This window comes from Fluviicoccus sp. (assembly GCF_030646115.1).
Lineage (GTDB): Bacteria > Pseudomonadota > Gammaproteobacteria > Pseudomonadales > Moraxellaceae > Fluviicoccus.
In genome coordinates, this window is sequence record NZ_JAUSMX010000005.1 from 25,467 (window position 1) to 43,901 (window position 18,435).

Below are 18,435 nucleotides of genomic sequence, written 5' to 3' on the forward strand. Positions count from 1 at the left end.
AGCCTGTGGTCATGGACAGTCTACCAACTTAGCCGTATTCGGGTCGTAGACTAAGTCTGTTATTGAACCGTCCTTGATGTGGTGTACTGCTTCGTCAATCACTTGAAGCGGCACTAGAAACCACTCCTTCGGCTTGACCGGCTGGCCAAAGCGGTCTTCTATGGTCAAGTCGAGTTGCACCGCTCCGAACAAACGGTGAAGTATTTTTTCCAGTTTGGTGCGGTTCACATTATGAAGCTTGTAAGTGGCGATAACTTCCACGTCGGCAAGTAAATAGGTTGCGTCCTTTTGAGCGCCTGCGATCCGTGTCTCTACCTTGCCACCTGTCACACCAATCTTGTGAATCAACTCTCGGTGCTCAGCGACAAAAGGGTGGTTAGACAAGCTGCGAAGCACGTATATCGTTCCTGTCTCAATGTCATCAGGCTCCGCTACGCTGCCAAACAGCGGACCGTCATCCCGGCGGATAAGCCGCCTCCCCACAGGCGTATCGCCATCCGGGTAGAGTGAACGTGAAAGCGAGCGCAGTAACAGGTTACTCTCGGTTTGGTTATCAAAAATGACCCGCAATCGCGGATTATCGCGTCCATCCTTGGTTTTGCCACCGGCCTGTATTTCCCCGACGTAGGCAATTTGGCCGCCGATTATGAAGTAATCACCAACCTCGATCCCTGCGTTCTTCAGGAACGGCTTGGTCATCCAGTCACCGGTCTTGAGGCCGTTTTCAGCTTCCTCGAACAAAGGTTTAAAGGCTTCAAAATCTTCGCACGGCGTGCGATTGGCGATGTCCTCAGCCGCCTTGATTTCGACATACGGCCGGACATGCCTCAGTACACGGATATCGTCCTGTGCGGGGGCGATGTCCTCAATACCCAACTCTGCCAGAAGGGCGTCTTCATCAAGAGCATCGACATCTATTGGGTCGGCCACGCCGGTCAATAATCCGGTCGTATCCAGTTCGGAAAGCAGTGCCTGCGCCTCAGGCAGCTTGCGTATCTGGTCCAGCCGCACCGCATAAAGTCGCTCAAAAATATCGCGATCTTCGCCATGTTGCGGGGCGCGGCCATGGTTCTGGTGGAAACGCAGGATATCCTCGAAACCGGCGATAATGCGCTCTTCGCGCGGCGTCCGGCTTGAAACCTTGAGCGGTGTGACTTCAACGCCCAAGGCCTCCAGCAGTTCGTCATCATCCATTTCAGCCATTGCTGGAATCTCCCTGAAGCTGCGCCGCCTTGGCGATTGCACGATATCGCCTGAGAGCCTCCACCCCCTCACCCATTTTCTTTTCCCAAGCATCGGCGGAGTTGATGTCCGGCAAGCGGCCGCGCTCGTTTTTGAACTGCAAGGCCCGTCTGGCCAGTTCACGCGCCTCGTCTTCAGGAATACTGACCTTTTTCGCGGCGATGCTGGCCTGCACCTGCCGCAGCGACTTCTCATCCATGGCTTTTGCAAGCACGGCATAAGCCGCTTCGAAGGGGTTGATGCGGTCGATCAGGTCAATATCCAGATCGCGGACGTTGACGAATTTACGCACTCCGTCCAACAGCGCTGTATTGCCTTGTGCCGTTCCGTCCCCTTCAGCATCCGCCCGGGCCAGCGCCAGTTTGGCCTGTTGGGTGATGTTCATCGCCGCAATGGCGTGCTGGCGAATCGCCTCTTGGTCGGTTTCGCTAAGTTCGGGATACCGTTCACGAACGATCTTGCCCATCCGTAACTGCGTCAATTCCTCGGGCAGGGTGTTTTCCTTGTCAAACAGACCCCGCTCCAGCACGGTTTTGTCCTGCAAGAAGCTGGTGACCACTTCATTCAGGTCTTCCTTGCAGATGCGCGTGGCCTCGGCCGTCTGGGGTGTCACCAGCCCGTTGATTTCGACATGGTATTGGCCGGTAGCCTCGTTGACGCCCACATTGGCGCGGCCTTCCTGATAGCCTGCTCCATCGTTGTAATCAAAACCCTCTTTGGGGCCGCTATTCTTGGGCGTGAACTCATAGCGTGGCGCCAGCACCTGCTCCATCAACAGACTGGCGGAAATGGCTTTCAGCATATCGTTCACCGCTTCAGCCACCGCCGATTGTTCGGCCGCCGGTTCGGCAATCAGATTGGTAAAACGTGATCTCTCTTTGCCTTCTGCATCACGGGTGGCGCGACCGATGATCTGCACGATTTCCGTCAGGCTGCTGCGATAGCCGATGGTCAGGGCGTGCTCGCACCAAATCCAGTCAAACCCTTCCTTGGCCATGCCCAGCGCAATGATGATATCCACATTATCTCGGTTCTCTTTCTGGGCCGGATCTTTCAGGGCGGCAAGCACCTTGCTGCGCGTGGCCGGGTTGCTGTCATCCACCAGATCCGCCACTTTCAACATGCGCCCACCCGGTGTTTGCACCTGATGGAAACCGGTCACAGGATCAACCCCATGCCATTCCCCCAGACCGTGCATGATTTCTTCCACTTCACGCTGTTTGTCCTTGAGGCTCTCCCGCGCATTGACATTGGGAATGTGGACAATGGTTTTCAGCGCCGGGTCCAGCACTTTAGTCACCGCGTTGACGTATGGGCCGGTATAGAAGAAATAACCGATATCCAGCGATTTGAGCCAGCGATAGCCGTTAAGCTGTTCGTAATAGGTGTAGGTGATAGTCTCAAACTTGGCCTCATCCGTCGGAGTCAGCACCGCTTCGCTGTCACCCCGAAAATAAGAACCTGTCATGGCAACCAGATGAACTTTGTCGCGGGTGATGAATTCACCCAACTGGCTGCCAAGTTTATTGTCCGGATTGGAGGAAACATGGTGGAATTCGTCTACGGCAATCAAGCGGTCATCGAAGGCTTCAATGCCCAGTTCGTCCACCGCGAAGCGAAAGGTGGCGTGCGTGCAGACCAGCACTTTGTCTTCGCTGGCCAGAAACTCACCCACGGCCTTGACCTTTGATTTGGCCACCCTAACATCATCCGCGCCGGGGGCGTTGCATAGATTCCATTGCGGGGCGACTTGCCAATCCCAATAGAAGCCGTTGCGGCTCAGCGGCTCATCCGCGAAGCTGCCACCAATCGAGCGCTCCGGCACCACGACAATGGCTTGGCGCAGCCCCTGGTTGTGGAGCTTGTCGAGCGCGATGAACATCAGGGCGCGGGACTTGCCGGACGCGGGCGGCGACTTGATCAGCAGGTATTGCTCGCCGCGCTTGGCGTAGGCGCGTTCCTGCATGGTGCGCATGCCCAGTTCATTGGCCTTGCTGGACGCGCCGGTGCGCGCCGTGGCGATGGAGACGGACGGCACGGTGTAGGCGTTGGTGGGGTTCATCGTTGTTTTCATGGATATCCGGTCTCAGTCAACATGGCGGTTGGCGGGGAGTCAAAACCCGATCAAATCTTTACGACCACGCACAATGAATTTAAATACATGTTTTCATTAAACTTTTACAACATCAGGCCGAAGGGTTTGCGAAATTTTGCAAGCCCAATCAAAACCCGATCAAATCTTTGATTCCCGACTGCCGCTGTCGATGTCTTTGCGGAGCCTGTGTACGTCACAAAAACACTAGTGGAGTCTATTCGCAAAAAAAGACTCCACTAGTGTTTTTCCGGAGTGCAGCCGCTCCACAAAGGGGTCATAAGACCTCCCGACCTTCCGCCAGATTGATCAGCCGTGGAAAGCACAGCGTGGCCGGGCGCCGTCCGCTGCCTGGCACGAGTTCACGCAAGATCCCGGTATCTCGCATCTGACGCAACAATCCAAGCGTGGTCTTCTCATGGATACCAAACTCATTAAAAAGCTGCTGGGCCAGATCAGAGGATCGAAAGATGGGCTTACTGAAAATAGCATCCAGCACATGCATGGTGTACTGCGAGTGCGTGGCGGCCTGGATGGCCAGCTTCATTTCTTCATAGAGCGCCTGAATGGCCGTCACGCGGACACTGTTCTGACTGGCCTGATAGATGATGGCCCTCAGAAAAAAGTCGATCCAGCCGTTCCAGTCACCGTCGGCTGAAATGGCCTTGAGACGCAGGTAGTACTCTTCCCGATGACTTTCCAGATACTCTGACAGGTAAAACATGGGTTGGGATAAGGCGCGTTTCTGGTAAAGGAACAGCGGGATCAAGATGCGACCAATTCGCCCATTGCCGTCCTTGAAGGGGTGCAGCAGCTCAAATTGAGCATGTACTATCGCTGTTTGAAGCAGGAAATCCATATCGTTGCTGTCCAGATACGTCTCCCAAGCCTGTAAGTGATCCAGCAGTTGCAATGGACTGGGGGGGACAAATGTTGCCTGTTCCATAGTGCATCCATGTTTGCCTATCCAGTTCTGATCCCGCCGAAACTCACCGGGTGTCTTGTCTTTTCCGCGCACGCTATTCATGAGTATGCGGTGCAATTCACGCACAAAACCCAAGCGGATGGGGTAGTCCTGCAAGTGCGCACGCGCGGAAAACAAAGCCTGGCGGTAATTGGATATTTCCCGAATGTCTTCGTATTTTTCACCTTGTTTGAGGAGTCCGGCTTCTTGTTCCAGCACCTCGTCCACGGTGGCTTGCGTGCCTTCGATTTTGGACGACAAGACAGCTTCTTGAGTGGTCAGTGGTGACAGCATGACTGCTGGATTCGGGATGCCTTGCAGTAGGCCATCGTAGCGCGCCAAGGCAGCATTGGCTTGCCCCACCAAGGGGAGAAGGCGGCGAAAGTCCAACTCCGTGAGTGGCAGTACGTTAGGTATGTAGGGCTGCATTCGCTGTTCCTCAGGGTGTGTTGTCCAACGAAGGGACGACAAGTTGCGAGCTCATACTTTTTTTCCTCTGGCGGCCTTTGCGGGAGGCTTGCCCTTGGCGGTTTCCGCCGTCATTTTGGTGTAAAGCTCGAACAGTTTTTCCAGTCGTTCGGTGTCGTTCTTGAAGCGGCGGCCGATGTAGATGCGTTCCAGGACTTCGTCGTTGTGTTCGTGGGCGTGGCGCAGGTTGTCCGGCATCTGGCTTACGCCGTCTTTGACTTCATACAAGTCGGCGATGGTGGCGGGGAAGTGGGCTTCGCGGGCCAGCAGGATATTTTCGGCGCAACGGGTGAGGTCGGCTTTGTTTTGTTCGGTGAGCAGGGGGACGGGGAAGGTGTTCCAGCCCATCGTATTGGAGTAGCGAAAATCGGTTTTCATTTTGCCACAGACGGTGCCGATCCAGACCAAATGGAGGCGAGATGCGATCAGGGCCATATTCCAAAGTGGAGCGTCGTAGAGAGCGAAGGCATTGTCAGAGACGATGGAATGAGACGGTAATAAACCAACAGGCAGATAAAGACGGGACTCTGATGTCACCTTCGGGACAACAATCGACCATTCCTTGCTAATTCCTTGGATTTGCCGGAATCGATGTGGCTTACTTGCATACGCTTGCGTTGATGAGGCAGGACTCTCCAATCGCATTTTGCGTACAGCAGCAAGTCGAGAGGCTATAAAATCATTTTTTTTTGCTTCCTCAGCATCAGAATCCCCAATCCAAAGGCATCTTCTGACTACACCTCGCACAAATTCTTGAGCACCAACAAAGTCATAAATAAACCTGGAAGCTAAGGGGTCAACCCTAATAACGTTTTCAGCCTCCGCCAATGATAAAACAAGGCCACCGCCATCTGATGGTTTATTACCCCACTCCATTTTTCCACGTGCATCAGATGGCTTTGAAATTGGAGAGACTATTACATTTGGTCCGGTTACAAGGTAAGCATTTATAAAATCTACTTGCTTCTCAATAACAGAAACGCCATCATCCGCCAATGAAAACAAGCGTCTTTTTCGTCTATATGCACTTGATATTCCAACAATTGCGACTGTAACAACTGCTTTATTGCTAGCTAAATTTGCCCACTTGAAAGATGTATGCGCAAAAAAAATATCGTGCCCGGCCTCAAATATTAAAGGCCATAGTATTGGAACTTGCTCACCTTGACATATAGAGTTTGTACAAACAAATGCCGATGCTGCGAGTGTTGAGGAGCCATAATCGGCTGCCTTCATAAACCAGGCACATACATAATCCAATGATTTCCAGCTGGACGTTCTACCATCAAAAATTGAATGCAAATCAGACTTTTGGTCAGCTGACTGCCAAGTAAATCCAAGATAAGGCGGATTCCCACAAATAAACGTCTCTCCCCCCTCATTCTCAAAACCAATCTCCGCCTGCTTCTGCGACTGAAACAAATCATACGCAAACGCTTTCACCCGCGCTCCCGTCGGCGGACAAACACTCAACCAATCCAGCCGCAACGCATTCCCGCACACGATCCAATTCTGCGCATCCAACGGCAAAAACTCCTGCAACGCATCCTGCTGCCCCCGATACAACACATCACACTGAAACTCCGCAATAATCAACGCCAACCGCGCAATTTCCGCCGGAAAATCCCGCAGCTCAATCCCCCGGAAGTTCGTCAACGGAATCTCACTGCCCAGATGTTCCTCCCCCCGACGCCGATTGACCTCCGCCTCAATCTCCCGCATCTGCTTGTACGCAATCACCAGAAAATTACCCGACCCGCAGGCCGGATCAAACACCCGGATACGCGCCATGCGCTTGCGCAAATTCAACAGCTTGCGCTCGTTATCTCCCGCCTCGGCCAACTGCGCCCGCAAATCATCCAGAAACAGCGGATTCAACACCTTCAGAATATTCGGCACACTGGTGTAGTGCATCCCCAGCGCTCCGCGCTCCTCATCATCGGCCACCGCCTGGATCATGCTGCCGAAAATATCAGGATTGATCTGCTGCCAGTTAAGATTGCCCGCGTGCGACAAATAACTGCGCGCCATCCGCGTAAAACGCGGCGCCTCCGTACTGCCCGAAAACAGCCCACCGTTCACATAAGGAAAGTTATTCGTCCACACCGGCAAACGGGGCTGAACATTTGCACGATCATCGTATTTGATATTCATTGCCCGGAAGATGCACTCCAGCACATCATGAGTGTTGGAGCCGTCGCGCTCACTCATCTGCTCCACCGTCTTGGTGAACAGGCCCGTGTTGTTGAATATCCCGGTGTCTTCCGCAAAGAAGCAGAAAATCAGCCGCGCCATGAAATGATTCATGTCATGCCGGCGTTCATCTGTGGCCCAATCCGGGTTTTCGCGCAGCAACTCAACGTACAACTTGTTCAGGCGGCCGGTGGCGCGCACATCAACGGGGTTGTCCTTGATTTCCTTGATGGTAGATATGCCCGCCAAGGGCAGAAAAAAACCAAAGTGATTCGGGAAATCGGCGTAGGCGCAGGCGACGGTTTCACCGCCAGCCAGTTCCTCGGCTTCCAGCGTCTGGCCGTCCGTGGCCAGAATGAACCGGGCTTTGGCTTTGGTTGTAGATGGACTGGTGCGCAAGGTTTTAAGGGTGTCACCGACAGCACCTTCCGCACAAACGGCAATGTGGATGTTATTGCGTTGAAGCACTCCGCCGGTCACATCTGAAGCGTTGTTGTTACCGGTGCGCAAGCGTTTGAGAGTCGTATCCTTGTTGCCGAACGCTGCCAGAAATGCGTAGGGGAATTCATCTGCGTCAAAGGGCTGTTCTGCCAGATCGGAAATGGCGGATTCGATTTCTACTGCATTCATGGGGCATCTTGCCTATGTATCGTTTTGTTTTTTGATAATTGCTGAGGCTTTGATAAATGGCGCGGCTCCGGGAGAGGTGCTGACTGTGTTTCGTTCATTTTGAGATAAAAGGGCGGTTGATTGAGTGCTTTTTTTAAGGCGTTGATCCCTTTGCGTGAAGCTTGCGGGGTCGCCTGATAGAGCAGTTTACACGGCTTCGACGGTTGGAAACAGCGCGTTTTGATCGACTCTTGAGACGCTATTCAAGGAATGAACGACTGCGTTGGGGAAATCGTCTTGAAGTCCGCTGAATGATAGTGAAGGAGGGCATTCATGCGGTATTTTGAAAACCGGGAGGAGGCGCGGGGACCGGAGTCCCCGCGTGCGCTGAGTTAACCTTGCGTTGTTATTGTTGGCACATGTTCTTCTTGTAATCTCACTTCAACAGCCAGACCTTGTTATCGTTGTTAGCCTGCCCGTCATCTCATCATGGCCTTATAGTTATTATTGCCATCATTATCTTGTTGTTTGCAGCGCTGTTATTGTTCTTGGTTGCGCATCTATAACAATGCAGAAGCCGTGCCAACTTTCACTTAAGAGATAAAAACATTTAAAAACAATGGCTTGTGAAAAATCTCGAGGAGAAGGCAAATGCGGAAACGTGACGCCGGTAACATCCTGACAATGTCAGGTAACACTTTCGGGTGTGCCGGTAACAACGGAGTAACACCGGGGTAACACACGCCACCTCCGCCGAGACGGGAATGGCGCCGCCGGTAACATCAGATGTCGCCATCCGGAGAATTGGTGGAACGGCGACGCGGAATGCCCAGGCGTTGACGGCGCTCCCACAACGACTTGCGGCTGATACCCAGTTTCCGCGCCAGCTCGGTTTCTGACATCTGTTCCTGATGCGCCAGCACAAAACTCTGGAAATAATCTTCCAGCGACATGCCCGCCGGCGGGTCAGCCACGTCAGACACCGCAACCTCCGCCTGAGCCTGCATGACCGGCGGCAGATGGTCAGTTTCATCCAGCACCGGCACATCCACATCAATGGCCAACAGATCCGGGGTAATTTCCGAGTCTTCCGCCAGAATCACCGCCCGTTCAATGGCGTTTTCCAGCTCCCGCACATTGCCGGGCCACTTGTAGGCCATCATGGCGGCGAGGGTGGCGGAATGGAAGCTCAGCGGTTTCACGTTCAGCCGTTCGCAGGTTTTCGTCAGCAGGAAGTTGGCGATTTCAATGATGTCCGCGCCGCGTTCACGCAACGGCGGCAGCGTCAGTTCCACCACGTTCAGGCGGTAATACAAGTCTTCCCGGAACCGGCCTTCAGCAGCCAGCTGCTTCAGGTTGCGGTGCGTGGCCGCCACCAGCCGCACATCCACCGAGCGGGTCTGGGTGGCGCCCAGACGGCGCACTTCCTTTTCCTGCAGCAAACGCAGCATCCGGGCCTGGGCTTCCAGCGGCAGTTCCCCGATTTCATCCAGGAACAGGGTGCCGCCGTCTGCGGCTTCCACCAGGCCTTTGCGCTGGGTGTTGGCGCCGGTGAACGCGCCTTTTTCATAACCGAACAGTTCCGCCTCAATCAGCGACTCAGGAATGGCAGCGCAGTTGACGGAAATCAGGGCGTTGTCGCGGCGGGGGCTTTGCTGGTGCAGGGCGCGGGCCACCAGTTCCTTGCCGGTGCCGGATTCGCCGCGAACCAGCACCGTGGACGACATCGGGGCCACCTTGCTGATGCGGCGGAACAGCTCCTGCATGGAGGGAGAGCTACCGATGATGCCGCTGTCTGGCACGGTGACGGTCTGTTTCAGCGCCACGTTCTCGGTGGTCAGTTGCTGCTCGCGCAAAATGCGCGAGACGCTGAGCAGCATTTCATCGTGGTCGAAGGGTTTGGAGATGTAGTCCACCGCGCCTTGCTTCATGGCGTCCACGGCGGATTTCAGCGTGCCGAAACTGGTCATGATCAGCACCGGCGCGGGCTTGGACAGTTCAATCAGCGCGGTGCCGTGCTCACCGGGCAGGCGCAGGTCGGTAATCACCAGGTCGAATTCAGGCAGGCGGAAGTTGTCAGCGGCCTCGCGTACCGAACCGGCTTCGCTGACACGATAGCCGTTCCGCTCCAGCAGCCGTTTCAGGCTGCTGCGGATAATGGCTTCGTCTTCCACGACCAGAATATGATGCTTCACTCAGCGTTCCCCTTCAGGTGTATCCGCCTCGCAGGCGGGCAAGGTCAATTGCACAATAACGCCGTGTCCCTGGTCATAATCCGCTTTGTCCATCAGCTGGATGCGGCCGCCGTGTTCGCCAATGATGCCGTGCACCAGCGCCAGTCCCAGGCCGGTGCCCTTGCCGGTTTCCTTGGTGGTGACAAAAGGTTCAAACAGGCTGTCGCGGATGTTGCCGCCCGGCAGGCCGTGCCCGAAATCTTCCACTTCCACATGAATCATCATGCCGTTGGGGCGGGCCTCCACCAGGATATGACTGCCGGACGGGCTGGCGTCGCGGGCATTGTTCAGCAGGTTGATGAACACCTGCGTCAGTCGCGGTCCATTGCCCCGCACCAGCAGGTCATCGGGGCAGAAGTTATCGAAATGGTAGTCCTTGCTGCCGGTCAGCATCAACAACTGAATGGCTTCATTCACCACATGGAACAGGTTGACCGCGCCATAGCTGTAGGTGCTGATTTGTTGGTCAGCGCGGGCAAAGCCCACCAGCGACTTGACGATCTCACTGACACGCTTGGTCTGGGTCAGGATCTGTTCGCTGGCTTCGCGCGTTTCTTCCTCGGCGCTTTCCGCCTTCAGGTTTTGCGCCAGGCAGGCAATGCCGGTAATGGGGTTGCCGATTTCGTGCGCCACCCCGGCCGCCAGCCGGCCAATGGCCGCCAGCCGTTCATTATGCGCCAGTTGCGCCTCCAGACGGTCCAGTTCCGTGACATCTTCCATCACGATGACCTGGCTGCCGCCCATGTCTTCACTGTGTTCTTCTTCACCGATAAAAGCGCGGTGCAGGTTGATGCGGCGGTCGCGGCCATGACTAACCACTTCCTCGTTATAGAGTTGCACGCTGGGGCTGTGCAGGAAGTCGTTCAGCAGCCGCTGCCAGGGCTCGGGCAGGCTGCTGAGGCGGGAGCCGATGATGTCTTCATCACTGATGCCGGTCATTTCCATCAGTGAGCGGTTCCAGCTGAGGATTTCCAGATCACGCCCCAGCGAGCAGACGCCAATGGGCAGGTCGTACAGCGTTTGCCGGTGGAAACGGCGCAGGGCGTCCAGTTCCGCCGCCAGGCCGGACAGCTTGTGCCGGTATTCTTCCAGCCGCGATTCAATGTAGTAGATGTCTTCACCCCCGGCGTTTTCGGGGCGAATCTGGTAGGGCAGGTGGGTGTCGAGAATTTCATGCGCCACCGACGGCCCCAGCAGGCCCGAGAGGTTGGACTCAATCTGGTCGCGCAGGCGTCGCAAGGCATAAGGGCGTTTTTCATCGCGGGACATGGCCAGGTCATGCAAGGCCCGGTTCACTTCGCGTTCCGCAGCCAGATTCCCCAGGGCCTTGGTCAGGGCGATGCTGAAGTCATCCACATCCCGGGCTTTCAGTGACCAGCGGTAGGGGCGGCGCAGGTTGTCAACCGCGCAACTGTTGGCGGCCATCTGTTCCGAGGCGTTTTGCTTGGTGGAGAGCGAAACCACAACCAGGATAGCGGCATTGATGACCGTGCTGCCCAGTCCGACATGGTGCCAGTAGACAGGATCGGCAAAAAAGGAAAAGTTGTAGTTGGCGAAATGCGGGAACAGGGCGGGCAAGTCCAGCAGGTAGGGCATGACCAGCACTACAAACCAGATGCTCAGCCCCACCAGCAGCCCGGAGACGAATCCGGCGCGGTTGGCGCGGGGCCAGAACAATACGCCGATGAGACCCGGGGCAAACTGCAGCGTGGCAATGAACGTCAGCATCGCCATTTCGGTGAGGCTGTGTTCGCGGGTGAACAGGCGGTAAAAGGTATAGGCCAGCGCCGTGATCAGGATGATCAGGCCGCGCCTGACCCAGATCAGCCAGTGATAGAGGTTGTAGGCCGGGGCAGGCTGGGTGAACGGCAGCACCAGATGGTTCAGCACCATGGAGGACAAGGCCAGTGACGTGACCATGATGGTGCCGCTGGCCGCCGCCATGCCACCGACAAAAACCAGCAGCGGCAGCCACGGCTTGTTGCTCGCCAGGGCTACGCCCAATGAGAAATACTCCGGGGAAGACACCAGCGACAGCTTGATGCCGGCCCAGAGAATGACGGGAATGCCCAGAGCAATCAGGAACAGGTAAAAGGGCAAACCCCAGCTGGCGGAGAGCAGCGCACGCGGCTGGAAATTCTCGGTGAAGACCATGTGGTACATGTAGGGCATTACCACGGCCGAGAACAGGAAGGCCAGGATCATGCTGTGCCAGATGCCGCTTTCCTTGAGCGGCAAATACAGCAATTCCAGGGCATCGGGGTGTTGGGTCAGCCACTGTTCCAGTCCGGAAGGGCCGCCAAAGACCGAATACAGGGCATAGCCGGACAGCACCAGCATCATGGTCAGTTTAATCACGGACTCGACGGCAATGGCCACCACCAGCCCGTCGTGCTTGTACTGGGTGGTCAGCGGCTTGGCGCCGAACAGCAGGGTGAACAGGGTAATGATGACGCAGAAAGTAATGGCGATCACCTGATGGTGCAGGCCCTGGGTCAGTATCTCGGCGGTATCGGCAACGGTGCGTATCTGCAGCGCCAGCAAGGGCAGCAAGCCCAGCACCATGGCGATGGTGGTCAGTGAACCGGCGGTCTGGCTGCGATAGCGGTAGGCGAACAGGTCGGGCAGGGAGCCCAGTTGATGGTTCTTTGACAGCCGCAGTATGGGGCTCAGCATCACCGGCGCCAGCAAAAACGCGCCGGAAACACCCAGATAGAACGCCAGGAAGTTGTAACCGGTTTCATAGGCAAAACCGACGATGCCGTAAATGCCCCAGGCGCTGACATAGACCCCCAGCGACAAGACGTAAACCACGGGATTGCGAATCCAGCGGGTGGGGATGATGCCGGTTTCGCTGAGGTGGGCGGCCAGGAACAGGATCAGCAGGTAGCCCAGCCCCAGGCCGAGCAGGATGGACGGTTCAAAGATCATGGAGGTCGCGGCTCTTGCCGATCCAGTAGCTGAGGACGATCAGGATGATCCAGATGAAATAGGGGCGCAGCCACGCGGTTCCGCCGACGCTCCACCATTCAATGATGGCGGGCGAGAGCAGGTAGGCTCCCAGAATGAAGATGAGCACCAGCCGGTCAATGTACATGGCGAATCCCGGGTGAGCCGAACGCACGGCGATAAAGGAATAATGACTTAGGATAACCCGGACGGGTGTGTGGGGGAATCGGATGTTGGGGCTTGTTCGGGCTTTGCTCCGTAAGCCGCATCCACCGCCACCCGGTTGTCCGAAGGCAGTTGCAGGGCTGCCGGCACATTATTGATGTCCCAACGGCGGACGGCTTCCTGCAAAATCACTTCCGGTTTGGCTTCCCGTAAAGCCGATTCCAGCTGCTGCCCCAGCAATTCCAGCGCCAGCCACAGCACCGGGCCGGGGTTGGCGGCATCCAGTCCCAGCGCGCCGGTCTGCTTTGACAGTTTTTCGCCCCGGGCATTTACCACCAGCGGGATGTGGGCATAGATGGGGGTGGCAAAGCCCAGGCGCTGTTGCAGGACAATCTGGCGGCAGGTGTTGTCCAGCAAGTCGGCGCCGCGCACGATGTGAGTCACGCCCTGGTCGGCGTCATCCACCACCACCGCCAGTTGGTAAGCAAAGAAGCCGTCACGCCGCCGGATCACGAAGTCGCCGGTAGTCAGCGCAACATCCTCCTGCTGCCTGCCAAAAACCCGGTCGTGAAAATGCACAGGGCAGGGAGCGGGAACCTTCAGGCGGATGGCGGCATCGGGGCGGGGAGAAACATGGGCGCGGCACAAGCCGGGATAGACAGATTGCCCGTAAAGGGCCAGGTCACGACGGGTGCAGGTGCACCAATAGATATCGCCTTGTTGCCGCAGTAGCTCAAGACAGGCGTAGTAACGATCCTTGCACAGGCTTTGCACGCGGATATCGCCATCCCACGCCAGCCCAAAAGCCTCCAGGGTATAGCGGATGCCGTCGGCTGCGCCGGGACGGGTGCGGACTTCGTCCACATCCTCAATACGCAGCAACCAGCGTCCGGAAGCGGCGCGGGCGTCACACCAGCCGGCGACAGCCGTCAGCAACGAGCCAAAATGCAGCGGCCCGGTCGGTGACGGCGCAAACCGGCCAATATAGACAGGCACCGGGGATTAGCCCCCCAGTTGCTTCTCTTTGATTTCCGCCAGTGTCTTGCAGTCAATGCACTGGGTTGCAGTGGGACGGGCCTCCAGACGGCGGATGCCGATTTCGATGCCGCAGGCCTGACAGTAGCCATAGTCTCCGCCATCAATATCCTTCAGCGCTTCGTCGATCTTTCTGATCAACTTGCGTTCCCGGTCACGGGCGCGCAGTTCCAGCGAGAACTCTTCTTCCTGGGTGGCGCGGTCATTGGGGTCCGGCAGGTTGGCGGATTCGTCCTGCATGTGGTGCACGGTACGGTCCACTTCTTCCATCAGATCGTTTTTCCAGGCCAGCAGAATGCCCCGGAAATGTGCAATCTGCTCCGGGCTCATATACTCTTCGCCGGCTTTGGGCTGGTACGGAGCAAAGCCGTAAATCAGCATGCTTTCTTTTTCTTTTCGGGTTGCGGCGGCGGTTGCGGTCATTATTTGACCCTCCTCAAACAGGCAAAACACAAACGTTAACGGATAGCTATATCAGGAACCCGTGGCTCCTGCAAACAACGGCCCGGCCAAAAGCCCGCACCGCAATATCCGGATACTATTTCGCCGCGGAAGGCGGCATCCAGATGACCCCGTTTTCAATCACCACCTCCACTTTCCGGAGGGACTGTCCGCTGCAGGGGCCGCGCAGGCAGTAACCATCCTTGACCCGGAACAGCGCACCATGATTGGAACACAACAGGTGGCGCCCGGTCAGGTCCATAAAGACATCCGGCTGGAAATTCAGACAGATGCCGATATGCGGACAGCGGTTGCGATAAGCAAAAACCTCCATTCCCTGACGCGCTACCACGATGTCGCCTTCCGGAGTGCGGAAGCCGCGTGCATCGTGGTCGGGTATGTCGCCCAGGGTGCAAAGACGGTGCATCAGTGTCAGGCCTCCCCGTTGAGGATAGCCTGATAGTTTTCATTAGCAAGACGCGGGCCAAAACAGCTCACCACCTGTGCGGCGGTGCGCGCCGCCAGCTTGCCGCAGGCTTCCAGCGACCAGTCACGGCTCAGTCCGAACAGGAAAGCGCCGGCGAAGGCGTCACCCGCACCGTTGGTGTCCACGGCTTTGACCGGTACGGCGTCAATGACGATCTGTTTTCCGGCCTCGCTGACCACCGCGCCGCGACTGCCGCAGGTCACCACCACCAGTGGGCTGTGGCGGTGCAGCACTTCCAGCGCCTGATCCAGATGGTCGGTTTGCGCCCACAGCATGGCTTCCGATTCATTGCAGAACAGGATGTCGACACCGTCCGCCAGCATAGCCTGCAAACCATGACGGGCGTATTGCACCATGGCAGGATCGGAAAAAGTCAGGGCGGTGCGGATACCGTGTTTTGCGGCAATCTGCCGGGCGGTAGCGACCGCATGCCGGGCGCTGTCAGACGTGGACAAATAACCTTCTATATACAGGAAGCGGGCCTGCTCCAGTTGCTCCAGATCCAGTTCCGAGGCGCTCATCTCGGCGGTAATGCCGAGGTGGGTGTTCATGGTGCGTTCGGCATCGGGGGTCACCATCACCACGCAGGTGCCGGTGACGCCGCCGGGAACACGGGCATGAGCCGGGGCGCTGACACCGGCCTGTTGCAGGTCATGCAGGTAAAACGCGCCATTGTCGTCGTCTGAAACCTTGCAGGCATAAAACGCGCTGCCGCCGAAGGCGCTGAACGCGATGACACTGTTGGCCGCCGAACCGCCGGAGGCGCGCTTGGCGCAGCTGAACTCCCGGTTCAGGGCGTCAATAAGGTCGCGCTGGCGGTCGCCATCAATCAGGGTCATGCAGCCCTTTTCCAGGGTGTGGCGGACCAGGAATTCCTCGCTGACCAGATACTCGCTGTCAACGAGGGCATTGCCGATGGCATACAAATCAAGGGACATGGAATCGGCCTTTGGCGGCAGGGTTGTCTGGAAAGCGCCTTTATACCTGAAAAGCCGGCGAAGTTTAAGCGCATGGTGTAACCGATTTAAGCGGGAGCGGGCTGAAAGGGCTCCGGCAGCGTCCATCCCTTGCTTGATTTGCCGAAAACATCCCGTTACTGTTGGCAAAAGTGCATCATGGGCCGGTTTTCGTCCCCATGTCCGCTGTACAACGACAATTCAAAACCTATTGCAGGGAGTGGACCGCGTGAAAGGTCTGATGAGGTTTCTGGCCAAGGCCAGGCTGGTGGAGCTGTCCGATGACGAATTGGCCGATGCCGGTACGGAATCGGCGGTTTCTGCTATCGACCCCGTGGCGGAACCGCTCCCCGTCGAGCCCGAGCCCGTTGCCGTCAGCCTGCCGGTTTCCCCGGACGGAAGCGCGGTGGTTGAAGGGCTGGGATTTGACATCATCTACACCAATGCCGGACTGCCTCATTCACCCTTTCCTGCCGAACGGTTGCTGAAACTGCTGGATGGCCTGCGCGCAATGGATGCCGCCACCCGCAAAATGGCGGTGCTGGCCATGGACGCCGCCGACGACAGCTGGGTCATTGATGATCCGATTGCCGACGCCGGGCTGAAGATCCGTATTCTGGACGGCTACAAGCAATCGTTGACAGCCCGCATTCGCGAGACGGAAGAACAGACAGCGGCCCGCATCAGTGAAGTACATCGTTCACAGGCGGAAAACGCCGATATCATCCGCCGCAAAATGACCGAACTGGAGCAGTTGCTTCAGGAAGACATCGCCCAATCGGCCCGGCAGGCCGGTGAGCTGGAAGCGGCGTTGCGCGCCTCCCGTGAAACCGCCGCCCGTGAAGCGCGCCGTGTCGATCAGGAAATCGAGCGGCTGCGTGAAATACCTGCCCACTTCACCCCTCCGGCAACACCGTCGACCCAGCCTTAATCCGGCGCTCAATTTACAGAGGATTGCTCATGGCACAGGCCACCCCCCTTGCGAAAGGACTGATTGCAGTCATTATTATTGCCGCCGCTTCGTCAGCCGCCTGGCATCTTGGCGTGAAGGACATGATCAAGGGCAAGGACGGCAAAGCGGTTGCCGGTCAGGTTTCCGCCAGGCCGGACAACGGGGCGCCGCTGGGAACTCCGGAAAACCCGCTGCGGGTCAGTCTGGTCAGCTTTCACGGCTATGCTCCGGCCATTGTCGCCAACGGTAGCAGCCTGAAGACGCGGCCCGGCTCCATTTACAGCAAAGCCGGCCTGAATGTGGAGTTCGTCATTCAGGACGATATTCCGACGCTGGCCACCATTTTTGAATCCGGGACAGCCCAGTGCGCCTGGCGCACCTCCGACTTCTGGGCGCAGGAACAACCCAACCTGCGCAATGCCGGTCAGGACGGCCGGGCCGTGATGATAGTCGACAATACCCAGGGCGGCGATGCGATTATTACCCGAAATCCGGCCATCAATACCGTTGAGGATCTGGCGGATCACTCCATCGCCTTGCTGCAATTCACCCCCTCGCATGGCATGACCATTGATGCCGTGGACAACTCCTCCATGACGGCGCGCAAGAAATCCAGCGTCAAGTATGTCTACATCAACGCCGAGGAAGGCACAGCCGGGGTGCGGGCGGCGCTGGAATCGGGCAATGTGGACGCCGCCGCGTTGTGGGACCCCGACCTGGCGCTGGCGCTGCGCAACGTCAAGGGCGCCAAGGTCATCTATTCCACCAAGACCGCGTCCAACCTGATTTTTGACGTCATGGTTTGCGATACCCGCGCCCTCAACCAACCGGCCAACGAAGCGGTGTTCCAGAAGTTTGTGGAAGGCTGGATGGAAGGCGTTAAGGCCGCGCGCGCGGATCATGACACCGCCGCCAATGCGCTGGTGCAAACCGAGGAATTCTTCGGCCTGCTGGGCAAACAGGAAGGCTTGCCCTTCATCAAGAGCCTGTTTGCAAATGTCGTCTGGACCGGTCTGGAAGACAATGCACGCATTCTTGGTCTGGCGGGCGGGGCCAACCATTACGAACGCGTCTACCAGCGTTTTGACGAAATTTACCGTCGCGCCGGGGCCTTGGCCAATCCCAATTCGCCGGTGATTGCGCCGCAGGACAGTTTTGATTACCGCTTCATCAAGGCCATGCTGGCCAAGAACAGCGCAGCCTCCGTGGCGGCGGCCAAACCGGCGGAAACATTCAGCCGTCAGGCGCTGGACGAAGCGTCCGGCAAGGAGGCCCAGGTCACCAAGCCGGTGACCGTGAGCTTCGCCTCCGGTTCTGCCGAACTGACCAAGCGTGCGCAGAAGACCATTGATACCGACATGGTTCCCTTCATTGAAAACAACGGCAAGGCCTATTTCGAGATCAGCGGCAACACCGACGCCACCGGCGCACGTGACACCAACATGAACCTGTCCCGCGCCCGCGCCGCCGCCGTGGTGGAATACCTGGCGGCGCAGTGGGAGTTTCCGCGTGAGCGTTTCAAGATTGTCGGCAATGGCCCTGACAAGCCCATTTGCAACGAAGCCACCGCTGCGGGCGAGGGCATGAGTCTGGAAGAGTGCCGCGCCCTCAATCGCTCCACCCGTGTGGCTGTGTACTCGCGGTGATG

General features: G+C 57.2%; 12 protein-coding genes and 1 pseudogene. 2 read left to right on the top strand and 11 right to left on the bottom strand.

The window, feature by feature from the left end:
- Nucleotides 1-9: 9 nt before the first annotated feature.
- The 11 genes and pseudogenes from Q7T36_RS02540 to Q7T36_RS02590 form a co-directional block, all read right to left on the bottom strand.
- The gene (locus Q7T36_RS02540; protein WP_304843680.1) at nucleotides 10-1,203 is read right to left on the bottom strand and encodes a GIY-YIG nuclease family protein; all 1,194 of its coding nucleotides are present in this window, start codon (nucleotides 1,201-1,203) and stop codon (nucleotides 10-12) included.
- Complete coding sequence (locus Q7T36_RS02545; RefSeq protein WP_304843682.1) at nucleotides 1,196-3,316, bottom strand: DEAD/DEAH box helicase; 2,121 nt, start codon at nucleotides 3,314-3,316, stop codon at nucleotides 1,196-1,198. Before Q7T36_RS02545 ends, Q7T36_RS02540 begins: the two co-directional genes overlap by 8 nt.
- Nucleotides 3,317-3,611: 295 nt before the next feature.
- The gene (locus tag Q7T36_RS02550; RefSeq protein WP_304843684.1) at nucleotides 3,612-4,727 is read right to left on the bottom strand and encodes a Fic family protein; all 1,116 of its coding nucleotides are present in this window, start codon (nucleotides 4,725-4,727) and stop codon (nucleotides 3,612-3,614) included.
- Nucleotides 4,728-4,778: 51 nt separating this feature from the next.
- The gene (locus tag Q7T36_RS02555) at nucleotides 4,779-7,589 is read right to left on the bottom strand and encodes a DNA methyltransferase (RefSeq protein ID WP_304843686.1); all 2,811 of its coding nucleotides are present in this window, start codon (nucleotides 7,587-7,589) and stop codon (nucleotides 4,779-4,781) included.
- 761 nt (nucleotides 7,590-8,350) lie between these two features.
- The gene (locus Q7T36_RS02560) at nucleotides 8,351-9,763 is read right to left on the bottom strand and encodes a sigma-54 dependent transcriptional regulator (RefSeq protein ID WP_304843688.1); all 1,413 of its coding nucleotides are present in this window, start codon (nucleotides 9,761-9,763) and stop codon (nucleotides 8,351-8,353) included.
- The gene (locus tag Q7T36_RS02565; protein WP_304843690.1) at nucleotides 9,764-12,733 is read right to left on the bottom strand and encodes an ATP-binding protein; all 2,970 of its coding nucleotides are present in this window, start codon (nucleotides 12,731-12,733) and stop codon (nucleotides 9,764-9,766) included. It abuts the gene before it with no gap.
- Nucleotides 12,723-12,899 carry a hypothetical protein gene (locus Q7T36_RS02570; protein ID WP_304843692.1) on the bottom strand — a complete coding sequence of 59 codons (177 nt, stop codon included), beginning with the start codon at nucleotides 12,897-12,899 and terminating at the stop codon, nucleotides 12,723-12,725. The genes Q7T36_RS02565 and Q7T36_RS02570 overlap by 11 nt, the downstream gene beginning before the upstream one ends.
- A 47-nt stretch (nucleotides 12,900-12,946) precedes the next feature.
- Nucleotides 12,947-13,912, bottom strand: coding sequence for a tRNA glutamyl-Q(34) synthetase GluQRS (gluQRS, locus tag Q7T36_RS02575; protein ID WP_304843694.1), 966 nt, complete (start codon nucleotides 13,910-13,912; stop codon nucleotides 12,947-12,949).
- Nucleotides 13,913-13,918: 6 nt separating this feature from the next.
- A pseudogene (gene dksA / locus Q7T36_RS02580) lies at nucleotides 13,919-14,326 on the bottom strand (RNA polymerase-binding protein DksA); the annotation flags it as partial.
- Between the two features lie 163 nt (nucleotides 14,327-14,489).
- The gene (locus tag Q7T36_RS02585) at nucleotides 14,490-14,819 is read right to left on the bottom strand and encodes a Rieske 2Fe-2S domain-containing protein (protein WP_304843698.1); all 330 of its coding nucleotides are present in this window, start codon (nucleotides 14,817-14,819) and stop codon (nucleotides 14,490-14,492) included.
- Between the two features lie 5 nt (nucleotides 14,820-14,824).
- Nucleotides 14,825-15,817, bottom strand: a complete 993-nt coding sequence (locus Q7T36_RS02590) for an adenosine kinase (protein ID WP_304843700.1) — start codon at nucleotides 15,815-15,817, stop codon at nucleotides 14,825-14,827.
- A gap of 247 nt (nucleotides 15,818-16,064) precedes the next feature.
- Between Q7T36_RS02590 and Q7T36_RS02595 the strand changes: the two genes are divergently transcribed.
- Complete coding sequence (locus Q7T36_RS02595; RefSeq protein WP_304843702.1) at nucleotides 16,065-16,766, top strand: hypothetical protein; 702 nt, start codon at nucleotides 16,065-16,067, stop codon at nucleotides 16,764-16,766.
- Nucleotides 16,767-16,795: 29 nt separating this feature from the next.
- The gene (locus tag Q7T36_RS02600) at nucleotides 16,796-18,433 is read left to right on the top strand and encodes a phosphate ABC transporter substrate-binding/OmpA family protein (RefSeq protein ID WP_304843704.1); all 1,638 of its coding nucleotides are present in this window, start codon (nucleotides 16,796-16,798) and stop codon (nucleotides 18,431-18,433) included.
- Nucleotides 18,434-18,435 lie beyond the last annotated feature (2 nt).